18 protein-coding genes are annotated in these 16,966 nt (G+C 63.6%); 1 reads left to right on the top strand and 17 read right to left on the bottom strand.

Going from position 1 to position 16,966, the window contains the following annotated elements:
- Positions 1-90 precede the first annotated feature (90 nt).
- From ASG11_RS05350 to ASG11_RS05290, 13 genes are all read right to left on the bottom strand, one after another.
- Positions 91-483 carry a hypothetical protein gene (locus ASG11_RS05350; protein WP_055776116.1) on the bottom strand — a complete coding sequence of 131 codons (393 nt, stop codon included), beginning with the start codon at positions 481-483 and terminating at the stop codon, positions 91-93.
- Positions 484-532: 49 nt separating this feature from the next.
- The gene (locus ASG11_RS05345) at positions 533-1,636 is read right to left on the bottom strand and encodes an alpha/beta fold hydrolase (RefSeq protein ID WP_055776112.1); all 1,104 of its coding nucleotides are present in this window, start codon (positions 1,634-1,636) and stop codon (positions 533-535) included.
- A 268-nt stretch (positions 1,637-1,904) separates the two neighbouring features.
- Positions 1,905-2,315: a hypothetical protein gene (locus ASG11_RS05340; protein WP_055776110.1), complete on the bottom strand. Its 411-nt coding sequence runs from the start codon at positions 2,313-2,315 to the stop codon at positions 1,905-1,907.
- Between the two features lie 107 nt (positions 2,316-2,422).
- Positions 2,423-3,013 carry a hypothetical protein gene (locus ASG11_RS05335; RefSeq protein ID WP_055776107.1) on the bottom strand — a complete coding sequence of 197 codons (591 nt, stop codon included), beginning with the start codon at positions 3,011-3,013 and terminating at the stop codon, positions 2,423-2,425.
- Between the two features lie 600 nt (positions 3,014-3,613).
- A complete protein-coding gene (locus tag ASG11_RS05325) occupies positions 3,614-4,441 on the bottom strand; it encodes an SDR family NAD(P)-dependent oxidoreductase (protein WP_055776102.1) in 828 nt (275 codons plus the stop codon).
- A complete protein-coding gene (locus ASG11_RS05320) occupies positions 4,434-4,826 on the bottom strand; it encodes a MaoC/PaaZ C-terminal domain-containing protein (protein ID WP_201781281.1) in 393 nt (130 codons plus the stop codon). Before ASG11_RS05320 ends, ASG11_RS05325 begins: the two co-directional genes overlap by 8 nt.
- A gap of 10 nt (positions 4,827-4,836) precedes the next feature.
- Positions 4,837-5,298, bottom strand: coding sequence for a MaoC family dehydratase N-terminal domain-containing protein (locus ASG11_RS05315; RefSeq protein WP_055776095.1), 462 nt, complete (start codon positions 5,296-5,298; stop codon positions 4,837-4,839).
- Entirely contained in the window at positions 5,298-6,479 is a 1,182-nt protein-coding gene (locus ASG11_RS05310) for a lipid-transfer protein (RefSeq protein ID WP_055776092.1), read from the bottom strand. Before ASG11_RS05310 ends, ASG11_RS05315 begins: the two co-directional genes overlap by 1 nt.
- 28 nt (positions 6,480-6,507) lie before the next feature.
- Positions 6,508-7,668: an acyl-CoA dehydrogenase family protein gene (locus ASG11_RS05305; RefSeq protein ID WP_055776089.1), complete on the bottom strand. Its 1,161-nt coding sequence runs from the start codon at positions 7,666-7,668 to the stop codon at positions 6,508-6,510.
- Entirely contained in the window at positions 7,658-9,229 is a 1,572-nt protein-coding gene (locus tag ASG11_RS05300) for an AMP-binding protein (protein WP_055776086.1), read from the bottom strand. Before ASG11_RS05300 ends, ASG11_RS05305 begins: the two co-directional genes overlap by 11 nt.
- Before the next feature lie 184 nt (positions 9,230-9,413).
- Positions 9,414-10,037 carry a TetR/AcrR family transcriptional regulator gene (locus ASG11_RS05295; protein WP_055776083.1) on the bottom strand — a complete coding sequence of 208 codons (624 nt, stop codon included), beginning with the start codon at positions 10,035-10,037 and terminating at the stop codon, positions 9,414-9,416.
- Between the two features lie 494 nt (positions 10,038-10,531).
- Positions 10,532-10,699 carry a DDE-type integrase/transposase/recombinase gene (locus ASG11_RS18985; protein WP_168371704.1) on the bottom strand — a complete coding sequence of 56 codons (168 nt, stop codon included), beginning with the start codon at positions 10,697-10,699 and terminating at the stop codon, positions 10,532-10,534.
- 32 nt (positions 10,700-10,731) lie between these two features.
- Positions 10,732-11,184 carry a VOC family protein gene (locus tag ASG11_RS05290; protein WP_082472606.1) on the bottom strand — a complete coding sequence of 151 codons (453 nt, stop codon included), beginning with the start codon at positions 11,182-11,184 and terminating at the stop codon, positions 10,732-10,734.
- Positions 11,185-11,413: 229 nt separating this feature from the next.
- Here ASG11_RS05290 and ASG11_RS05285 point away from each other — a divergent pair, with 229 nt between their 5' ends.
- On the top strand, positions 11,414-12,700 hold the full coding sequence (locus tag ASG11_RS05285; protein WP_236697392.1) for an MFS transporter: 1,287 nt from the start codon (positions 11,414-11,416) through the stop codon (positions 12,698-12,700).
- 58 nt (positions 12,701-12,758) lie between these two features.
- Here the strand turns inward: ASG11_RS05285 and ASG11_RS05280 are convergent, their stop codons facing one another.
- Genes ASG11_RS05280 through ASG11_RS05265 form a run of 4 tightly spaced genes read right to left on the bottom strand, consistent with a single transcriptional unit; the run spans position 12,759 to position 16,963 of the window.
- A complete protein-coding gene (locus tag ASG11_RS05280) occupies positions 12,759-14,153 on the bottom strand; it encodes an LLM class flavin-dependent oxidoreductase (RefSeq protein WP_201781280.1) in 1,395 nt (464 codons plus the stop codon).
- On the bottom strand, positions 14,062-14,829 hold the full coding sequence (locus ASG11_RS05275; RefSeq protein ID WP_055776073.1) for an enoyl-CoA hydratase/isomerase family protein: 768 nt from the start codon (positions 14,827-14,829) through the stop codon (positions 14,062-14,064). Before ASG11_RS05275 ends, ASG11_RS05280 begins: the two co-directional genes overlap by 92 nt.
- Positions 14,829-16,079 carry an acetyl-CoA hydrolase/transferase family protein gene (locus ASG11_RS05270; RefSeq protein ID WP_055776071.1) on the bottom strand — a complete coding sequence of 417 codons (1,251 nt, stop codon included), beginning with the start codon at positions 16,077-16,079 and terminating at the stop codon, positions 14,829-14,831. Before ASG11_RS05270 ends, ASG11_RS05275 begins: the two co-directional genes overlap by 1 nt.
- Entirely contained in the window at positions 16,076-16,963 is an 888-nt protein-coding gene (locus ASG11_RS05265; protein ID WP_055776067.1) for an HpcH/HpaI aldolase/citrate lyase family protein, read from the bottom strand. Before ASG11_RS05265 ends, ASG11_RS05270 begins: the two co-directional genes overlap by 4 nt.
- Between the last annotated feature and the right edge of the window lie 3 nt (positions 16,964-16,966).

The following is a 16,966-nucleotide window of genomic DNA, read 5'->3' as shown; positions in this document are numbered from 1 at the left end:
TTGGGCGCGGCGTAAGGTTTCCGCAGTTCGTCTTCGCCTGGCGCGCAGGGAGCCGATGAGCCGCCAGGCATCCCGCGAAACGGAACTGCGCTATTTGATCTTGGACACGGGACCGCTCTTGAACTCGATCCGGATCGCGACGAACGGCGCCTGTCCACGGTTCGTGACGGCATGCAACCCTTCAGGCTCGCCTCTCACGGTCTGAGACGTCGTGAAGGCAGGCGCATCGAAGCGCTCCGTTTCGACCGGCTTTCCGTCGATCAGCGTGTAGGTGATGTAGGTGATCGGCTGAGGCCGTTCGAAATACATCACACTCGGCCAGCGGTGATCGTGAACGGGTTCGGTCACGCCGGGCGGCACCTCAACCCGCAAGACGCGGATCTGTTCGTCTTCCAGAAGAACGCGATGACTGTTCGGCGCAGCGACCACGGCATCGAAACTCGCAGGCGCAGCCTGAAGAGCCAAAAACACTATACCGAACATCGCATCCCCCAATTACCGGCTCAGACTATCACCGATCCGATAGTGGACGCTAGCTCGGCGGACCGTCGCCCGCGCGTTCCGCGATCGGGCGGGCGTACCGGAGGAGGGAGACCAAAACCTTGCCAGGCTCTTCGCTCATGACCTCATGCGCCGAGTTTTCGAACCAAACGAATTGTTTGCTCGGCGCGCGAACGCGTTCGAACCATTCGTGGGCGAGTGCCGAATTGACCGTGCGATCGTAGCGCCCCTCGAACAGGATCAGAGGGCATTTGAGTTCGGTGAGCGTGCTGAGGTTCAGACTTACGATAGAGCTGAACAAATACTTTTGAGAGAAATCGTTGCCGTCATAGACCCGCATGGCCTCTTCGTCGGTATAATCCGGCGACAAGCGTGCCGCGATCCCGTCGCTCTGTCCGTTGCGGAACGCCATTGCGCCACCGAAAAAGTCAGACCATTTCCTTTCCAAGGCGATATCCTTGAGCGGGATCACCGCACCCGGCGAGGCATACGGGATGATCGTCTCGAGTTCCGTTATCGCCGTCTCGTTCCGCGCAGCCTTGGCCGCCGCGAGTGTGGCCGCGAAGCCGCGCCTTTCGCTCTCCGGCGAGTTGGTCGCTTGACCGGTACCGATATAGGCATGAAGCCATTCGGGACGTCGACGAGCGAGCTCCAACCCGACATAGCTGCCCCAAGAATGGCCGAGAACGAATACCTTCTGCTTGTGCAGATCCTTGCGCAGCCAACCCACCAATTCTTCGGCATCCGAAACGAAGCGTTCCGGCTTCATAGTCGCCGCAACAGCATCGGGATCGTTCATGAGGTAGGTCTTGCCGGATCCTCGTTGGTCCCATTCCACGATCGTGAAATATTCTTCCAGCGTTCTAGTGTTCCACCATGCGAGGGGGGTTTCGGGAAAGCCGGGGCCCCCGTGCAGGATGAGGAGAACCGGATTTCGCCGGTCGGTTCCGCGGATATTTACGTATTGGTCGATGCCGCCGATGCGCACCCGTTCCGCGCGCTCGATGCCGTTCGGCGTAACGATGCGGCGCAGATCGCGGATAACGGCGGTCGCTTCGGCCCGATTTCTCGGTTTGGCCAACTCCGCTGGCGTCGAGACTGGCGCGATCAACGCGAGGACGAGCGGCAACAACATGATGTATCTCCATCTGCGAGGTCTTAAATCGCATTAAATCCAGCAAGATCGGGCGCGTGAACGGTTGCATTGGTCCGATCAGCGGTACGATGATGCGGAAGCCGGTGCCGCGACCGATCGGCGCGTGCTTCGTTCTGTCGGAGTGCTCGTGCCACGGGGCCGCCGGGTTTCCTTGGCGGCCGATATACGAGCATCGCGCTCGTCGCGAGCCGTGCGGAGCGCCGATCGGTCGCGTGGTTTTCCGATACGCAGTCGGACAGACAAAGGTTCACCGTCCACCTCGAAGCGGTCCTGCTTCACGTATGGCAACGATCAGGCCGAGCGCGCCGAGCACGACCGCGGCCGTCCACGCGAAGAACCCGTTGCCGTGCGCGATAAGCGGTCCGGGGCCGCCATCATTCGGATAATCATGCCACGCGACTGCGTCCGCCAGTGCCAGGAGCATGATGATCAGGACGAAGGCCTTTACTCGCGGACCGGAGGAACTTCGCCTCGAGAGCGCGGTCACGATCGCGAATATCAAACACGGCGTCGCAAGCCATCCGAATTGTCCATCGAGCATGCCGAATGGACCCATGTACAATAGCTCGTAGCCCATGATCGTGGTGAGGCCCTGGGTTTGCCGTGCGGTCGCAACCGGCAGCACCAGCGATGCGGCAAACAGTGCGGCCGCCGCCACCCCGATCGCCGCGTGCCACCGATTATGCCCAGAATTTACCATCGAACGATCCTGCTGTGGCTCACGTCAAGCGCGACGGGGGGCCGATGCGGCCTTTGCGATCGACGCTATGACGCGGTCCATCCCTTCGCGCGCAGCCATGTCGCCAGCGGACGATCGGGATCCAGCCCGGTGGTGCCGGGCACAACGGCGACCTGACTGCCATCGGGTCGGACCACGACATAGGGGTCATAGGAACCCGCGCCGTCGCGGCGATAGCGATGTTGCTGGACCACGAGATATCCGCGCCACGACCCGTTGCGCAACACGCCGTACAGGCCACCGTCGGTGACATACCGCGCAGTTCCGGTCCGAACGTCTATCTGATGGATCGCCGGCGAGGTCACATAGGCGTCGGCCTCGACATAGACATAGCCGCCATCGAGAGAAAAGTCCGGATTCGCCAGACTTGCGCGGTTGCGCTTCGGATCCGCGGAACCGCTCCCACGAAACACTTGCCGGCTGACGCCCGTTACCGTGTCGGTCAACCAGAGCGCGGTCGCTGGTTCGCCGCTCGCGCCCGCCGGGCCTTCGACCGGTTTGACCCATGCCCTAAGACGACCATCGGGCGATCTGGCCTCGCGTCGATCGGCGGCCGATGCCGGAACGAGTGTAGCGAGCAAAATCCCCGAAACGATCGCATACCGTAAGGCCATCATGTCACTCTCCATCGTCTGGACACAACCGGAGACGTGATCAGCGTCGGTTCAATCGACAATCGATCGCGCCACGACCGGTCGACGCGTCCCAGTCGAGGAACGTCACGGTCAAGCTGCGCACCCTCCCCGCCGGATCGCTCGCGGTGCATTGCTGCGTCGCACCGGGCCGGGTCGGCAAATATCGCGGACACTGGACATGGTTGGTGCGGAAGCCGGCCTTCCACAGCGGCGTCATGCACGCCGGGCCCACCTGCCCCGACGGCATCATCGTACCACGCGGCCCGGGGCGGCCGAGCCGTGCTCGCCGAGCGTCCGGAGAGGATCCAGCCGGCGTCGGCGCGTTCACATGAGCGCCCGGGCCAAATCTCGGCACTGGGGCGACCGGCTCGACCACTTGAGCAGCCGTGGCGCCCCCGAATATGATGCTGGCCAGGAAGATTGCGGTACGCTGCATCTCACTCTCCGTCGGTATCCGCACCTTATATCGGCATGTTTCCGAGCGTCCAATGCCGCGAAACCGGGCGCGTGAGGGTCTTTCCTTTGCTGTCGGTCAAATCGACGGGAACGCACCGCTGCCATGCCATCGCGCGGAGCCGTGTGTCAGAAGCTGATCCCGCCGCCCACGAGCAGCACCTGCCCGCTGATGTAATCGCTCTCCGGCTGGCACAGAAGGTACACGCTGCCCGCCGCTTCCTCCGCGGTCCCGGCGCGGCCAAGCGGGATCATGGACTTGAACGTATCGAGTGCTTGCGCCGGTACACCGGTCTGGATCGTCCTCCCCTCGATCTCGATCCGCGTCTCGGGGTCATCGTTCGCCTTGGTCAGCCGGGTTTCGATGAAGCCGAAGGCAACGCAATTCACGCACACCTTGAACCGGCCCCATTCCTTCGACATCGTCTTGGTCATGCCGACCAAAGCCGCCTTGGCGGACGAATAGTTCACCTGTCCCGGATTGCCGTTCGTGCCTGCCATCGAGGAGATGTTGACGACCTTGCGGATCACCTCGCGACCTTCGGCCGCTTCTTGCTTGGCCATCAGTCGGATCGGCTCGGCCGCAGCGCGCAGGATGCGGAACGGCGCGGTGACATGCACGTCGATCATCGCCTGGAACTGTTCGTCGGTCTGCTTCTGGATCACACCGTCACGCGTGTAGCCGGCATTGTTGATGATGATGTCCAGCCCGTCGAAAGTATCGATCGCGGTCTTCACGAAGCGCTCGCCGAAGTCCTCGGCGGTAACGTTGCCGACGCACGCGACCGCCTTGCCCCCCGCCGCTTCGATCGTTGCCACCGTCTCTTTGGCGGGATCTTCGTCTAGATCGTTGACGACGATCGACGCCCCTTCCGATGCCAGCTTGAGCGCGATCGCGCGTCCGATGCCGCGGCCCGATCCTGAGATGATCGCGACCTTGCCCGTGAGATTACCCAAGTGCCGTTCCTTCGAGTGTCACGACGGCTTCGCCGTCGAGCGTTTGCACGCCTGTGTCCGTCCACGCGCCGATCCTGATCCGCGCACGGCGTTCGCCGTCTTGCTCGTAGATCTCGTCGACGATCCCCCGGCACTGCACCACCGCGCCCAACGGCGTGATCGCGGTGAAACGCGCGTTCCACGTTTCCAGCCGTTCCTGCGGCACCCAGCTTTTCAGGGCCTGAGCGAGATAGGCCATCGACAGCATCCCGTGCGCGAACACGTCGTCCATGCCGAAGCCCTTCGCCACGTCGCTGTCGATGTGGAACGGCACGTGATCGTGGCTCGCGCCCGCAAACAAGGCGAGCGTCGCGCGCGTGATCGGGCCTCGGACGAGCTCGGGCAAGTCCTGCCCCTCAACCATGCCGCACCACCGTCACCATGCGCATCTCGGCGCATGTCTCACCGGCATCGTTCACCGCTTCGGTATCCTGCACGATGAATTCCAGCGTGCCGCCCTTCTTGGTATAGATGTCGCTGGTCGTGGTGGTCAGCGTCAGCCGGTCGCCGGCATGGATCGGCTTGTGATACGTAAAGCTCTGTTCGCCATGCAGCACCTTGGCCAGTTCTACCCCGATGCCATTCTCGATATCGAACACGTCGCCACGGCTCGAGGGCGCGGAGAGCGCAAGCGAGAAGAGATAGGTCGGCGGCATCGGCAAGCCTGGATGGCCCGCAGCAAGCGCCGCCGCCTCGTCGAAATAGACCGGATCGGTTTCTCCGGTCGCTTTTGCGAAGAATTTCAGGAAGCCCGCCTCGACCTGCACGACGCGAGGTTCAGAGATCGTGCCGACATGGCGCTCGCGATCGATCGCCATTACGCCCGCCCATACAAGGTGACAACGCACGCACCGCCAAGCCCGACATTGTGCTGCAAGCCGTAGCGGATCCCCTCGACCTGTCGCGCCCCCGCCGTCCCCCTCAACTGGTGCGTCAGTTCGTAACATTGCGCGAGCCCCGTCGCCCCCAGCGGATGCCCTTTCGACAGCAAGCCGCCAGACGGGTTGGTCACATGCTTGCCGCCATACGTGTTCTGCGCGTCGCGGATATAGGCCTCGGCCCGCCCTTCCCCACACAGGTCCAGCGCCTCGTAGGAAATCAGCTCGTTCGGCGTGAAGCAGTCGTGCAGCTCGACCGCCTGCACGTCGTCCGGCCCGACGCCCGCCGCCTCGTAGACCTGCCGCGCGGCTTCCTTCGCCATGTCGTAGCCGACGACGCTCATCATGCCGCGCCCTTCGAACGTACCCGGCACGTCGGTGGTCAGCGCCTGCGCGACGATCTCGACCGATGCGGCGAGCCCGTGCTTCGCCGCGAACGCTGGCGACACCAGCACCGCCGCCGCCGCACCGCAGGTCGGCGGGCACGCCTGGAAGCGCGTGATCGGGCCGTAGAGATGCTTCGACGCCATCACCTCGTCCAGCGTGATGGGCGTGCGGAACAGCGCCAACGGATTGTTCGCCGCGTGACGGCGCGCCTTGACGCTGATCAGTCCGAACGCCTCGTCGCTGGTACCGTAGCGCGCCTGGTGATCGAGCCCGGCACCGCCGAATTGCTGCGCGGCGAACGGCGAATGATCATCCTTCTCCTGCAACTCGTCCTGCCGCACCAGCGCCATGTCGAGCGTGCGCTTGCGATCGGCAAACACCATGCCGAGCGCGCCCGGCAGCATCTGTTCGAACCCCAATGCGAGTATGCAGTCCGCCGCCCCGCTCGCCACCATCTGCCGCGCGAGATACAGAGCGGTCGATCCGGTCGAGCAATTGTTGTTCACGTTGACGATCGGTATCCCGGTCACGCCGACGCGGTACAGCGACGACTGGCCGGCGGTGGAATCGGCATAGACATAACCGACATAGGCCTGCTGCACCTGAGCGTAGGTCACGCCGGCGTCGGCCAGCGCCTGCCGGACGGCCTTTTCCGCCATCACGTCCCAATCCTCGCTCTGCCCCGGCTTGGTGAACGGGATCATGCCGACGCCGGCGACGCGTACCTTGGTCATTTTGAACCTCCTGTCGTACCGCGCGCCCTCACAGAGCGCGCGCGATGATCAGCTTCATGATTTCGTTGGCGCCGCCATAGACGCGGCTCACCCGGGCATCGGCGAACAAACGTGCGATCGGATATTCGGTCATATAGCCATAACCGCCGAACAGTTGCTGGCACGCGTCGATCACCTTGAACTGCGTGTCGGTCGTCCACAGCTTCACTTTCGCGGCGGTGACCGGATCGAGATCGTCGGCCAGGAGCCGCGTCATCATCGTATCGATCATCGCCCGAGCGACGGTGGCCTGCGTCGCGCATTCGGCGAGCACGAACTGCGTGTTCTGGAACTCGATCAGGGCCTTGCCGAAAGCGTTCCGCTCCCGCGCATAGGACGTGGTCAACGCGACCGCGCGCTCCATATTGACCACCGAGTCCAGCCCGATGATCATCCGTTCCCATGCCAGCTGATTCATCAGTTGCGGAAAGCCGGCACCCAGCGGGCCGAGCACATTGTCCCCGGACACTAACACGTCGTCGAAGAAGAGTTCCGACGTGTCCTGCGCATGCATGCCGAGCTTGTCGAGATTGCGCCCGCGACGGAAACCCTCCGCTTGTTCGGTTTCCACGACCAATAGCGAGATGCCCTTGGCACCGGCATCCCCGGTACGCGCCGCGACGACGACCAGATCGGCATTCTGTCCGTTCGAGATGAACGTCTTCTGCCCGCTCAGCAGCCAACCGCCCTGGGCCGGCACGGCGCGGGTGCGGATGTTCTGCAAATCGGACCCCGCCCCCGGTTCCGTCATTGCGATCGCCCCAATGCGCGTACCGGTCGCCATGTCCGGCAGCCAACGCCGCTTCTGGTCTTCGGCCCCATAGGCCAGGATGTAATGCGCGACGATGCCCGAGCTGATCGTATTACCCACGCCGAAACCGCCGCCCAGTCCCGCACGCGCGATCTCTTGGATGATCACGGCTTCGTGCGCGCGCGTGCCACCGCCGCCGCCATATTCCACCGGCACGCTGGCGCACAGGATTCCCGCTTCGCCCGCCTTGATCCAGGCGGCGCGATCGACCAGCCCTGCGCAGTCCCACCGTTCCGCCTCGGGCACCATTTCACGCGCGAGAAAGCGCGCGACCTGATCGCCGAGCATCGCCAGTTCGTCGTCGATCCACGGAGATCGGAGGCTCGCGTCAGGCGACATTGCGTGTTCGTCCTTGCCAATGGGGTGCGCGCAGATCGGCTTTCAGCACCTTGCCCGCCGCCGACAGCGGCAGCGCGTCCCGGAATTCGATGCTGCGCGGAACCTTGTACCCGGCGATCAATGTGCGGCAGTGCGCGACGATCATGTCGTCGCCGACCATATCGCCGGACCGGAGCACGATCACCGCATGCACCCGCTCGCCCCAGCGAGCATCGGGCACGCCGATGACCGCAACCTGCGCCACCGCCGGATGCAGTCCGATCGCGCTTTCGACCTCCGCGGAATAGATATTCTCGCCGCCCGAAACGATCATGTCCTTGATCCGGTCGACGACGTACAACACCCCGCTGTCGTCGATCCGCCCGCCATCGCCGGTGTGCATCCAGCCGTCGCGGACCGCAGCCGCGGTCATTGCGGGCTGGTTCCAATAGCCCAGCATGACGCCGGGCCCGCGCACGATGATCTCGCCCACCGCCCCCGTCGGCATGTGCGCGCCCTCGTCGTTCGAAATGGCGATCTCGGTAGTGCCGAGCGGCAGCCCCGCACCACGATGCCGCCCAGCCGCGCGGTGCTCGCCACGATGATGCTCGGGCCGCAGGAGGGTCGCGGTGCACGAGGTTTCGGTCATGCCATACGCCTGGTAGAAATCGACATGCGGCGCGGCGGCGATGATCCGGTCGATCACCGCCTCTGGCATCTGCGACGCGCCGTACAGGATCCGCTGCAGCGACGTGAGCTTCCCGGCCGCGAAGCCCGGCGCGTCGATCAGCAGCTGGATCATCGTCGGAACGAGCAGCGCATCGATCACCCGCTCCTCGGCAATCAGGTCGAGTGTCCCGACGGGGTCGAATGCCGCGGCGATCACCGCCGTCCCGCCGGCGAGCATGGTCATCGACAGCGCCGCCCCGGCTGCAAGATGAAACAGCGGCGCGACGATCAACATCCGCGTGCCATCCGGGCAAAGACCCTCGTCGCGCATCGCCTGGCAATTGCCGACCAGCCCAGCATGGCTGATCATCACGCCCTTCGACCGCCCGGTCGTGCCGCCGGTATAATAGATCGTCAAAATGTCGTTGCCGTCGCGCGGCACTTGCTCGGCCGGTGCGCTTGCCAGCAATGCGTCGAGCGGGGTCCATTCCGGTCGCCCCTTGCCCAACGCCACCACGGTCAGGCGATCGGCGCGTTCCGCCAGCATGTCGACATTGGCCGCGGCGAAATCGTCGCTGAGGAACAGTACGCGCGGGCTGCAATCGTCGAGCGCGAAGGCGTTCTCGGCCACGCTCCAGCGGTAATTGAGCGGCGCCAGCACGCCTCCTGCCCAGGGCACGGCGAGATACAAGACCATGTATTCGGCACTGTTGGCCGACAGGATCGCCACCCGATCGCCCGGCTCCAGCCCAAGCGCCAGTAACCCGCCGGCGATCCGCGCCGCGCGATCGAGCGTTTCGCGCCACGATCGCTCGCCACCGTCGAAGATCGAGGCGGACGCATCGAGATTTTTCTCGGCTGCCGCCCTGATCGCACTGACATAATTCACCACGACCGCCCCCTCGCCCGACATGCCAGCGATCGAATCGCCGCTCGGGAATCATCTGGGTAGCCATGTTACCGGCGAGTAGCAATATTTCTTATTTTATCGAAATTCGCGTCGTTGAGGTGCGGCGTTTCCGCGAAACGCCGTACATCTTGCCTAGGTTTTTCGTATGAAGAGAGACGCAGCACCCAATTGAACATTGCCACCGACATCAGCGCGGCCGAAGCCCCGCGCCCAACTGATTGACGTAAATCTCGGCGATCGACGCCGTATCCAGCCCCTCTCCCGCGCGATACCAGCGCCCGATTCCGTTGATCGCCCCGGCGATCATGAACGCGGTTAGCTTCACGTCGCAATGCGCAATCGATCCATCCGCGATACCTTGGCTCAGCAGGTCGCGAATGCGCCGATCGATCGTCGCCTTGCCGTCCCTCACGCCCCTACCGACGCTGTCGCTCAGATCCGCGCTGCTGAGCTGCGTAAGGCACATTCCGAAATCGGTCGCCGAGATTTCGGCATAGTTGCGCAAGAAAACGCGCAATTGTTCATAGGCGCTGGAATGCGGATCGAACGGCAAATCGACGAGCATCTGCTGCAACGCGCGCTCCATCACCGCGACGATCAGGTCCTCCTTGTTCTTCGCGTAATAATACAAGGTGGGCTTGGTGATCCCCAACTGCTCGGCAATGTCATCCAGCGACGTGCGGTAATAGCCGTTCCGTCCGAACGCCTGCGCGGCAGCATGCAGCACCGCCTCGCGCTTGGCCTCGCGCTCGCTCGATCGATCGCGGCCTGCCCAGGGCGAAGCACCCGATTTCACTGTCGCCTTCGCCATACCGACCTTTCCATCCGGTGCCGACCGACCCGGATATCTCGTTCCCGCGAGAATCCAATGGTCGTCCTCGCGGCCTTGCTACCGTGCGGTAACTCGAAGCTGCGGTACTCCGAGAGATCCGCCCAAGCAAGAACGAGCGCTTGCTCGAAGGAGAATGACAAGATGGGCATTGCCGGAATGGCCAGCGTGACGCTGTCAGTCTAATGCGAACCGCTCTCCGCACGATGCAGTTCGTTCTTTGAGGGCAACCGCCTAGCTTGCGACGATGCTCCACTCAGCCATTGCGGCTGAGCGGCGTTCCATATAGATCTGGCGGTCAACGAGATAGAAGTGATTGTGAACGTTGGCATGTACGTCGGCTAACTTCTGTTGCGTCTTCATTCGCCTGAACCAGAGTATTGCGCGCTCTCGTCGTCGGAATGGCCGATGGCTGTTCTCAACTCGGTTATTAGCTCAGCGTCCGACCTCCTGCTTCTCGCTATAACCAAGCTCTTTCATGGCTGACGATGGGAGCGCAGACCGTCTTTAGTGATCGCCTCCGGTGTGCGGTGACGGTTCAGCGCCTTCTTCACGAAGCCAAGCGCCGCATCCTTATTGCGAGTCTTGGAGCTGTCACTCTCGAGGATTTCGCCCTCCTGATCCACCGCCCGCCAGAGGTACACGCACTCGCTGTTTAGTTTCACGATGTTAGTGACTAAGCCATTGAATTCGTCTGAATCAGCTCGACCGGATAGCCGTCCGGATCCGTGATGAATGCGACGGCAGGGCCGCCCACCACCAATATCGTCGGTGCCATGGTAATCTTCGCGCCGGCGGCTTCAAGCGCCGCGATCGCCACGACCATATTAGGCACGCCGATCGCGAAATGGGTTGTGCCGGGGATGATGTCCGAGTCGTCCCATTTGTGCGTCAGTTCTAGCAGCCCGCCACGATCGAACCCACCATACCCTATATACGCGCCGGAGACACGGCGGACGGGTACATCGAAGCGATCGAATACCGTCATACCGAAACCTTCGACGTAAAAACGCAGCGAAGCCTCCATGTCGCGTACCCGGATCATCGCGTGGAGCAGGCGGGGTGCGGGATCGGCGGTGCCCCATTGCCAATAGCGCAGATCAAATTCCGCAGGTGCCGCGTCGGCCATTCCGCGCTCCTCCCATTCGTGTGATGTGCACGTGCCGCGATGGCTTATGGTGGCGAACTTTCTTGGTCTACCGGCGTCCGGCGCGCTGACCTGGAATGTCCTGTTTATGTCGGCTGCTGTCTGCCGTCCTCACATTGCGGCGCTTTAATCGCCGTCACTTCAACAGTACGATCGGGGACAAGAGGGGATGCCGGCCACACGAAACAGGTTCGTGCGCATGCGTGCAGACGTGTCCGACCCCGCCCAAAGGGAGATCGATATGCCCACGCCCCCTGCCCAAGTGCCTTTCTATGGCTGGCGCATGGTGGGCCTCGCCTTCCTGACCTACAATCTCGGATTGACGGTGGTGATCAACGCGTTCGGGCCGGCCTTGCCGGTGTTGCAACGCGAACTGGGCTTGTCGCGTGCCGCCGCCTCACTGCCGTTTGGCGTCCTGCTGCTGGCGATGGGGGTGATGGCGCCGTTCGTCGGAAATCTGACCCAGCGCTTCAAGCTCCGCACGCTGATGATGACGGGATCCGCCTGTCACGCGCTCGGCTTCGCATTGCTCGCCTTCGCCACCACACTACCACAGGTCCTGTTGTTGTTTGCGGTGATGATCGGCGCGGGCTGTTGCCTGATGGCAATCATCTCGGCGCCGACGCTGATCAGCCGCTGGTTCGAACGGGATCGCGGAAAGGCGCTGGGGTTCGGGCTGGTGCAGGTGTTCGGCATCGCCGCCGCCCCACTCGCCGCATGGCTAGTATCGCAGGGCGGGCGGCAGTTGCTGTTCCTGTGTCTCGCCGGTTTGTTCGCGGCGATGATTCCAGTGATGCGTTTTGCGATCGAATTTCCAGAGGATGTCGGTCAGCAACCGCGCCGCGACGCCGAGCAACCGGTTGTTGCCGTTGCCGTCCAACCGCTGCTCGGCAACCGCGCGATCTTCACCGATCCGGCTTTCTGGCTTATCAGCTTGGCGATCGGCATCGTTTCCGCCGCCGGCACCGCCTTCACCGCGCACGGCCCTGCGATGGCGGCTGCTAACGGCATCAGCCCAACGCTCGCTTCCACTATGCTGTCAGGTGCGGGGATCGGGGCGCTTTTCGGGGCGTTGCTCTACGGCTGGCTGATCGACCGGATCGGACCGTTCCATGCGCTCGTCCTGGTCCTGCTGCAGGCCGCAGCCACTTGGTTCCTCTTCTCGCTGGTGACGTCACCCGGACCTATGATCCTCGTGTCCGTGCTGCTTGGTGCGGCGATGGGCCCAGCAATTACCCTGCACAGTGCTTGCATCAACGAACGCTATGGCGCAGCATCGTTCAGCCGCGTGATCGGTTACAGCTATTTCACCAAGATCCCATTCATGTTCGGCTCGGCGCCGCTGGCGGGCAAGCTTTTCGACATGTCGGGGAGCTATGCCTCAACCTATGTAGTGATGATCGCGGCGCTCCTGCTTGCAGGAGGCGCGGCGATCATGCTTTCGATGCCGCGCAACAGCCGCCGGATCGGGACGCTGGCGACAAGTCCCGTGCTTTAACTAGAAAGGGGCGCACTTTGGCGAAACTGCGCCCAATTTTTGTGCCAAGCCGAACGGATCAGGCAGCCACGGCATCCGGCCCGCGCAATTCCAGGCTGAGGGAAGCGTCCAGCTTGTGAATTACGGGCAGTACTTCCTCAGCGAACAGGCGAACGCTCTTGATCGCATCCTCATACGGCATGGTGCCGAAGTTCGGGACGAGCGTAAGTTCGGAGAAGCCGCACGCCTTTTGTGCCGCGATGATGCGTTCGATCACTTGGTCGGGATTACCGATCAGCAAATTGGAGGGGTGATAGCCCGGCATTTTGGGCCTCTCTGCAGGCTGGTCGCCGGTGACAGCGGAGGCGAGGATCGCCGTTGCCGCGCCGGCCCGTGCCGCATAGGATTCATAACCCTTCACACCGACGAAATTGGACGGATCGGCGAACTTGTAGTGCAGCGTGACGTCGCGATTGGCCGTCCACATCCATTCGTCAGTGCGCGCGACGTCGCTCGCATCGGGACTGCAATACATGAACATCACGTTCTTCGGCTGGCACGGAGTGAAACCCTCCTCGGCGCGGAAACGGTTGACCTGCTTCACTTCCTCGCCTGCCGCCTCGATCGGCTTATTGCCCACAAATAGCGGCACAATGCCGCGTCGCGAGAGGATTTCGAGCGACTCCGGCGTAGCGGCTGATCCGAAGACGCGCTCGCTCAGGTCTGCACTGAACGGTTGCGGGCGGAGCGACATTTCCGGGATCTTGAAGATCTCGCCATCGTAGGAGAAGCGCTCAGTGGTGAGCGCAAGCTTGATGATGTCGAGCGTCTCGTTGAAGCGTTCGCGGCTTTCCTCCCGCGGCACGCCCAACGCCTCGAACTCGGACTTGGCGACGCCACGCCCCATGCCGATCGTGGTGTAGCGACCTTTGGAAACGATATCGAGGTAGGCTATCTGATGTGCCAGCCGCACCGGGTTCCACCACGGCGCGACACACACCATCGTGCCGAACGTCACGCGTTCGGTTCGGCCGGCAAAATAGGTCAGCGTCTGCAGAGGATTGGGGCACATCCCGTAGGGCGTACCAAAATGCTCGGGCGCCCAGATCCCGTCATAGCCGAGCGGCTCGGCGAGATCGGCGATGGCTAGCGCCGCCTCGACGCTTTTCCAATCCGGGCTTTCCGGCGGGACGCTCCAATTTTCGTTAGCGATGCGTTCCCAATCCTGGGAGTTCTGCACCGAAATGCCCATGTTCACTTTCATCTTCTCTCTCCCGGTCGGGTATTTGATCCGAGGCTTGTCCTGCCGGCCAGGCGAGTCAATCGCGACGAGCCGCGAGACGCACGGAGGCATATCTTTGTCGCGTGATGTGCAGTCCACGTCACGATCCGGTCCAGCGCGGGGTGCGCTTCTCGGCGAAGGCGCGGGGTCCCTCCTGAGCATCATCGCTGCGATACAGCACTTCGGCGGCATGGCGCGCGGCCGTAAGCGCAGCGGCGCGCCCCATCTCCGTAGCCAGCATCACCATCTCGCGCCCGACGCGAACGGAGAGCGGCGCGCCTTCCAGGACCTCGCGTGCCAAAGCCAGTGCGATGTCGAGCAGAGTTTCTGGCTCGGCGAGGCGATTGACCAGCCCGATCTCATAGGCTCGTCTGGCATCGATCGGCCTGCCGGTCAGCACGATCTCCATCATGATCCGCTGCGGAATCATGTGGATCAGCGGTGCAGCCCAGGGGGAACTGCGCCCGACCTTGACCTCAGTGATGGCGAAGCGCGCGTTTGTGCTGGCGACGCACAGATCGCAGGCCTGCGCAATCATCCAGCCCCCGGCAAAGGCTAAACCATTCACCGCCGCGATGGTCGGCTTGGTCAGCTCGATCGTGTCGCCAGGCAGCGGAAACATATTGCGCGGCGGCACCGCCATCGCGGTGTCGGTCATCTCCTTTAGATCGCCACCGGCGCAGAAGGCGCGGTCGCCGGCGCCGGTGAGGATGGCGATACGAAGATCGGGATCGCGCTCGAAACGATCCCAGGCGACAAACAGCCCTTCTCGGATCTCCCGCGAGAGAGCATTGCGTGCCGCAGGCCGGTTGAGTGTGATGATGGCGATGCCGTCGGGGCGCGCATCAAACAGAATGGCATCGTCCATCAGAACCCTCTGCGTGCGATGTCGTGCGCGACCCGATCTAGACCCGCGCGAAAGTCTGGATGCGCGATGGCGACGAGGCGACGGGCGCGATCGGCCAGCGTCCGCCCCTTCAGTTCCGCGGCACCATACTCGGTGACGATCACGTCGACATCGCTGCGCGCGGTGGTGACCGGGCCGGTAAGATGCGTGACAATGCGGCTGACCGTGCCGCCACGCGCGGTCGCCGGCAGAGCGATGATCGAATGGCCGCCGGGTGAGCGGGCGCCGGCGCGGACGAAATCGACCTGCCCGCCGGTGCCGCCGAGATAGGAATCGCCGCTCTGTTCGGCATTGACCTGTCCGGTAAGATCGACTTCCAGCGCGGAATTGATCGTCACCAGCCGGTCGAGCCGCGCCAGCACCGACGGATCGTGCGTGTAGTCCGTGCCGCACATTCGAACCGCGGTATTGCGGTGCGCAAAATCATAAAGCCGTCGCGTGCCGATCAGCGCGCCGGTGATCGAGACACCCGGATCGATGGTCTTACGCGTGTTGGTAACCACCCCCGCCTCGACCAATTCGACCAAGCCGTCGCCCATCATGCCCGAATGCACGCCAAGATCGCGGCGGTCGCTGAGCAGGCGCAGGATCGCATCGGGCACCGCGCCGATCCCGGTCTGAAGCACCGCGCCATCGCCGATAAAGGCTGCGGTATGCGCGGCAATGGCAGCGTCAACCGCGCCGATCGCGGCGGGAACGACTTCGACCGGGGCACGCGACGTGGGCACCGCGAGGGTGATGCGCGCCGCGGACAGCATCGGGCCATTGGTGAACGGAACGCGATCATTGACTTCCGCGATCACGATGCGCGCCTTGGCGACCGCCGCCCCGACATGATCGTTGATCAGCCCGAAGCTGTGATTGCCGCCTGCATCCGCCAGGCTGACCTGCACCAACGCCACGTCGCAGCCGATCCGGCCATCGGCGATCATCGGCGCGATCTGGCTGACGTGACAGGGGATGATACCGAGGCGATTGGCCTTGGCGACGCTACGCAGCGCGCCGATCGCCCCCATGCTGCCAAGCGCGAAACTGCCCGTCGCCGCAGGGGTGAACAGGCCGGAAAAGCTCGTCGCGATGAAGGCGGAGAGATTGCCGATCGCCGCCCCCTGATCGATCAGCGCCTCGACCAGACTGGTCGGCTCGCCGCACGCCTGGCCTATGACGATCCGGTCGCCCGGGCGCAGGTAGCGGGCAAGATCCACCGTCATCCGCCCGCCCGGGCGAGCAGCGCCTGCGCCCGCGCCAGATGCGGGCGATCGAGCATCGCACCGTTATAGCCGATCGCGCCCACCCCCGGATGCGCGGCGAACAGAGCGACGATCTCGCGGGCGGCGGCGATTTCCCCGGCGCCGGGCGTGAAGGCGGCATTGATCACGTCGACCTGCGCCGGGTGGATCGCCAGCATGCCGCGATAGCCGTCGCGTCGGACCTTCTCGGCGCGCGCGCGCAGGCCGTCCAGATCGCGGAAGTCGCCATGAATCGTCTCGATCGCCGCGACGCCGGCAGCCGCCGCGCCTAGCAAGCAGAGGCTGCGCGCCAACTCGTAGGTGAAGGAATAGCCGCCCTGCCCGTCGCGATTGTCGCTTGCGCCGATCGAATCCGCCAGATCCTCTGCACCCCAAGTGAGCGCGACCAGGCGGGGTGCGCCGCGATAGCTGCCAGTGGTGAACATCGCCTCAGCCACCTCCGTCACCAGCGCAATTACCCGGGTGCACCCGCGCGGCGCGTCGCCCGCTGCCTCGAATGCGGTGAGATAATGGTCGAGCAGTTCGACATCGGCGAGACCGCTTACCTTTGGCACCATGATACCGCCGGGCCGGCCAGGCATGATCGCGGCGAGATCATCGAGCGCATGATCGCCGTCCAACGGATTGATCCGTACCCAGAGGCGATCGCGAGCAAGGCCGTCGCGGGCCAGAAAATCTCGCACCATGCGACGCGCATCGGGCTTATTGTCTGCCGCAACGGCGTCTTCGAGATCGAATATCACGGCGTCGGCCGGTCCGTTAACGGCCTTGTCCATTTTGCGCGCGCTGTCGCCCGGCGCGAAGAGCCAAGATCGGGGTGGAGAGTGTGGCGGGGGCGTCGTCATGTC

The sequence above is a fragment of the Sphingomonas sp. Leaf357 genome (genome assembly GCF_001423845.1).
Lineage (GTDB): Bacteria > Pseudomonadota > Alphaproteobacteria > Sphingomonadales > Sphingomonadaceae > Sphingomonas.
Note: the sequence above shows the minus strand (reverse complement) of the source record. Positions and strands in the feature narration are given on the sequence as shown.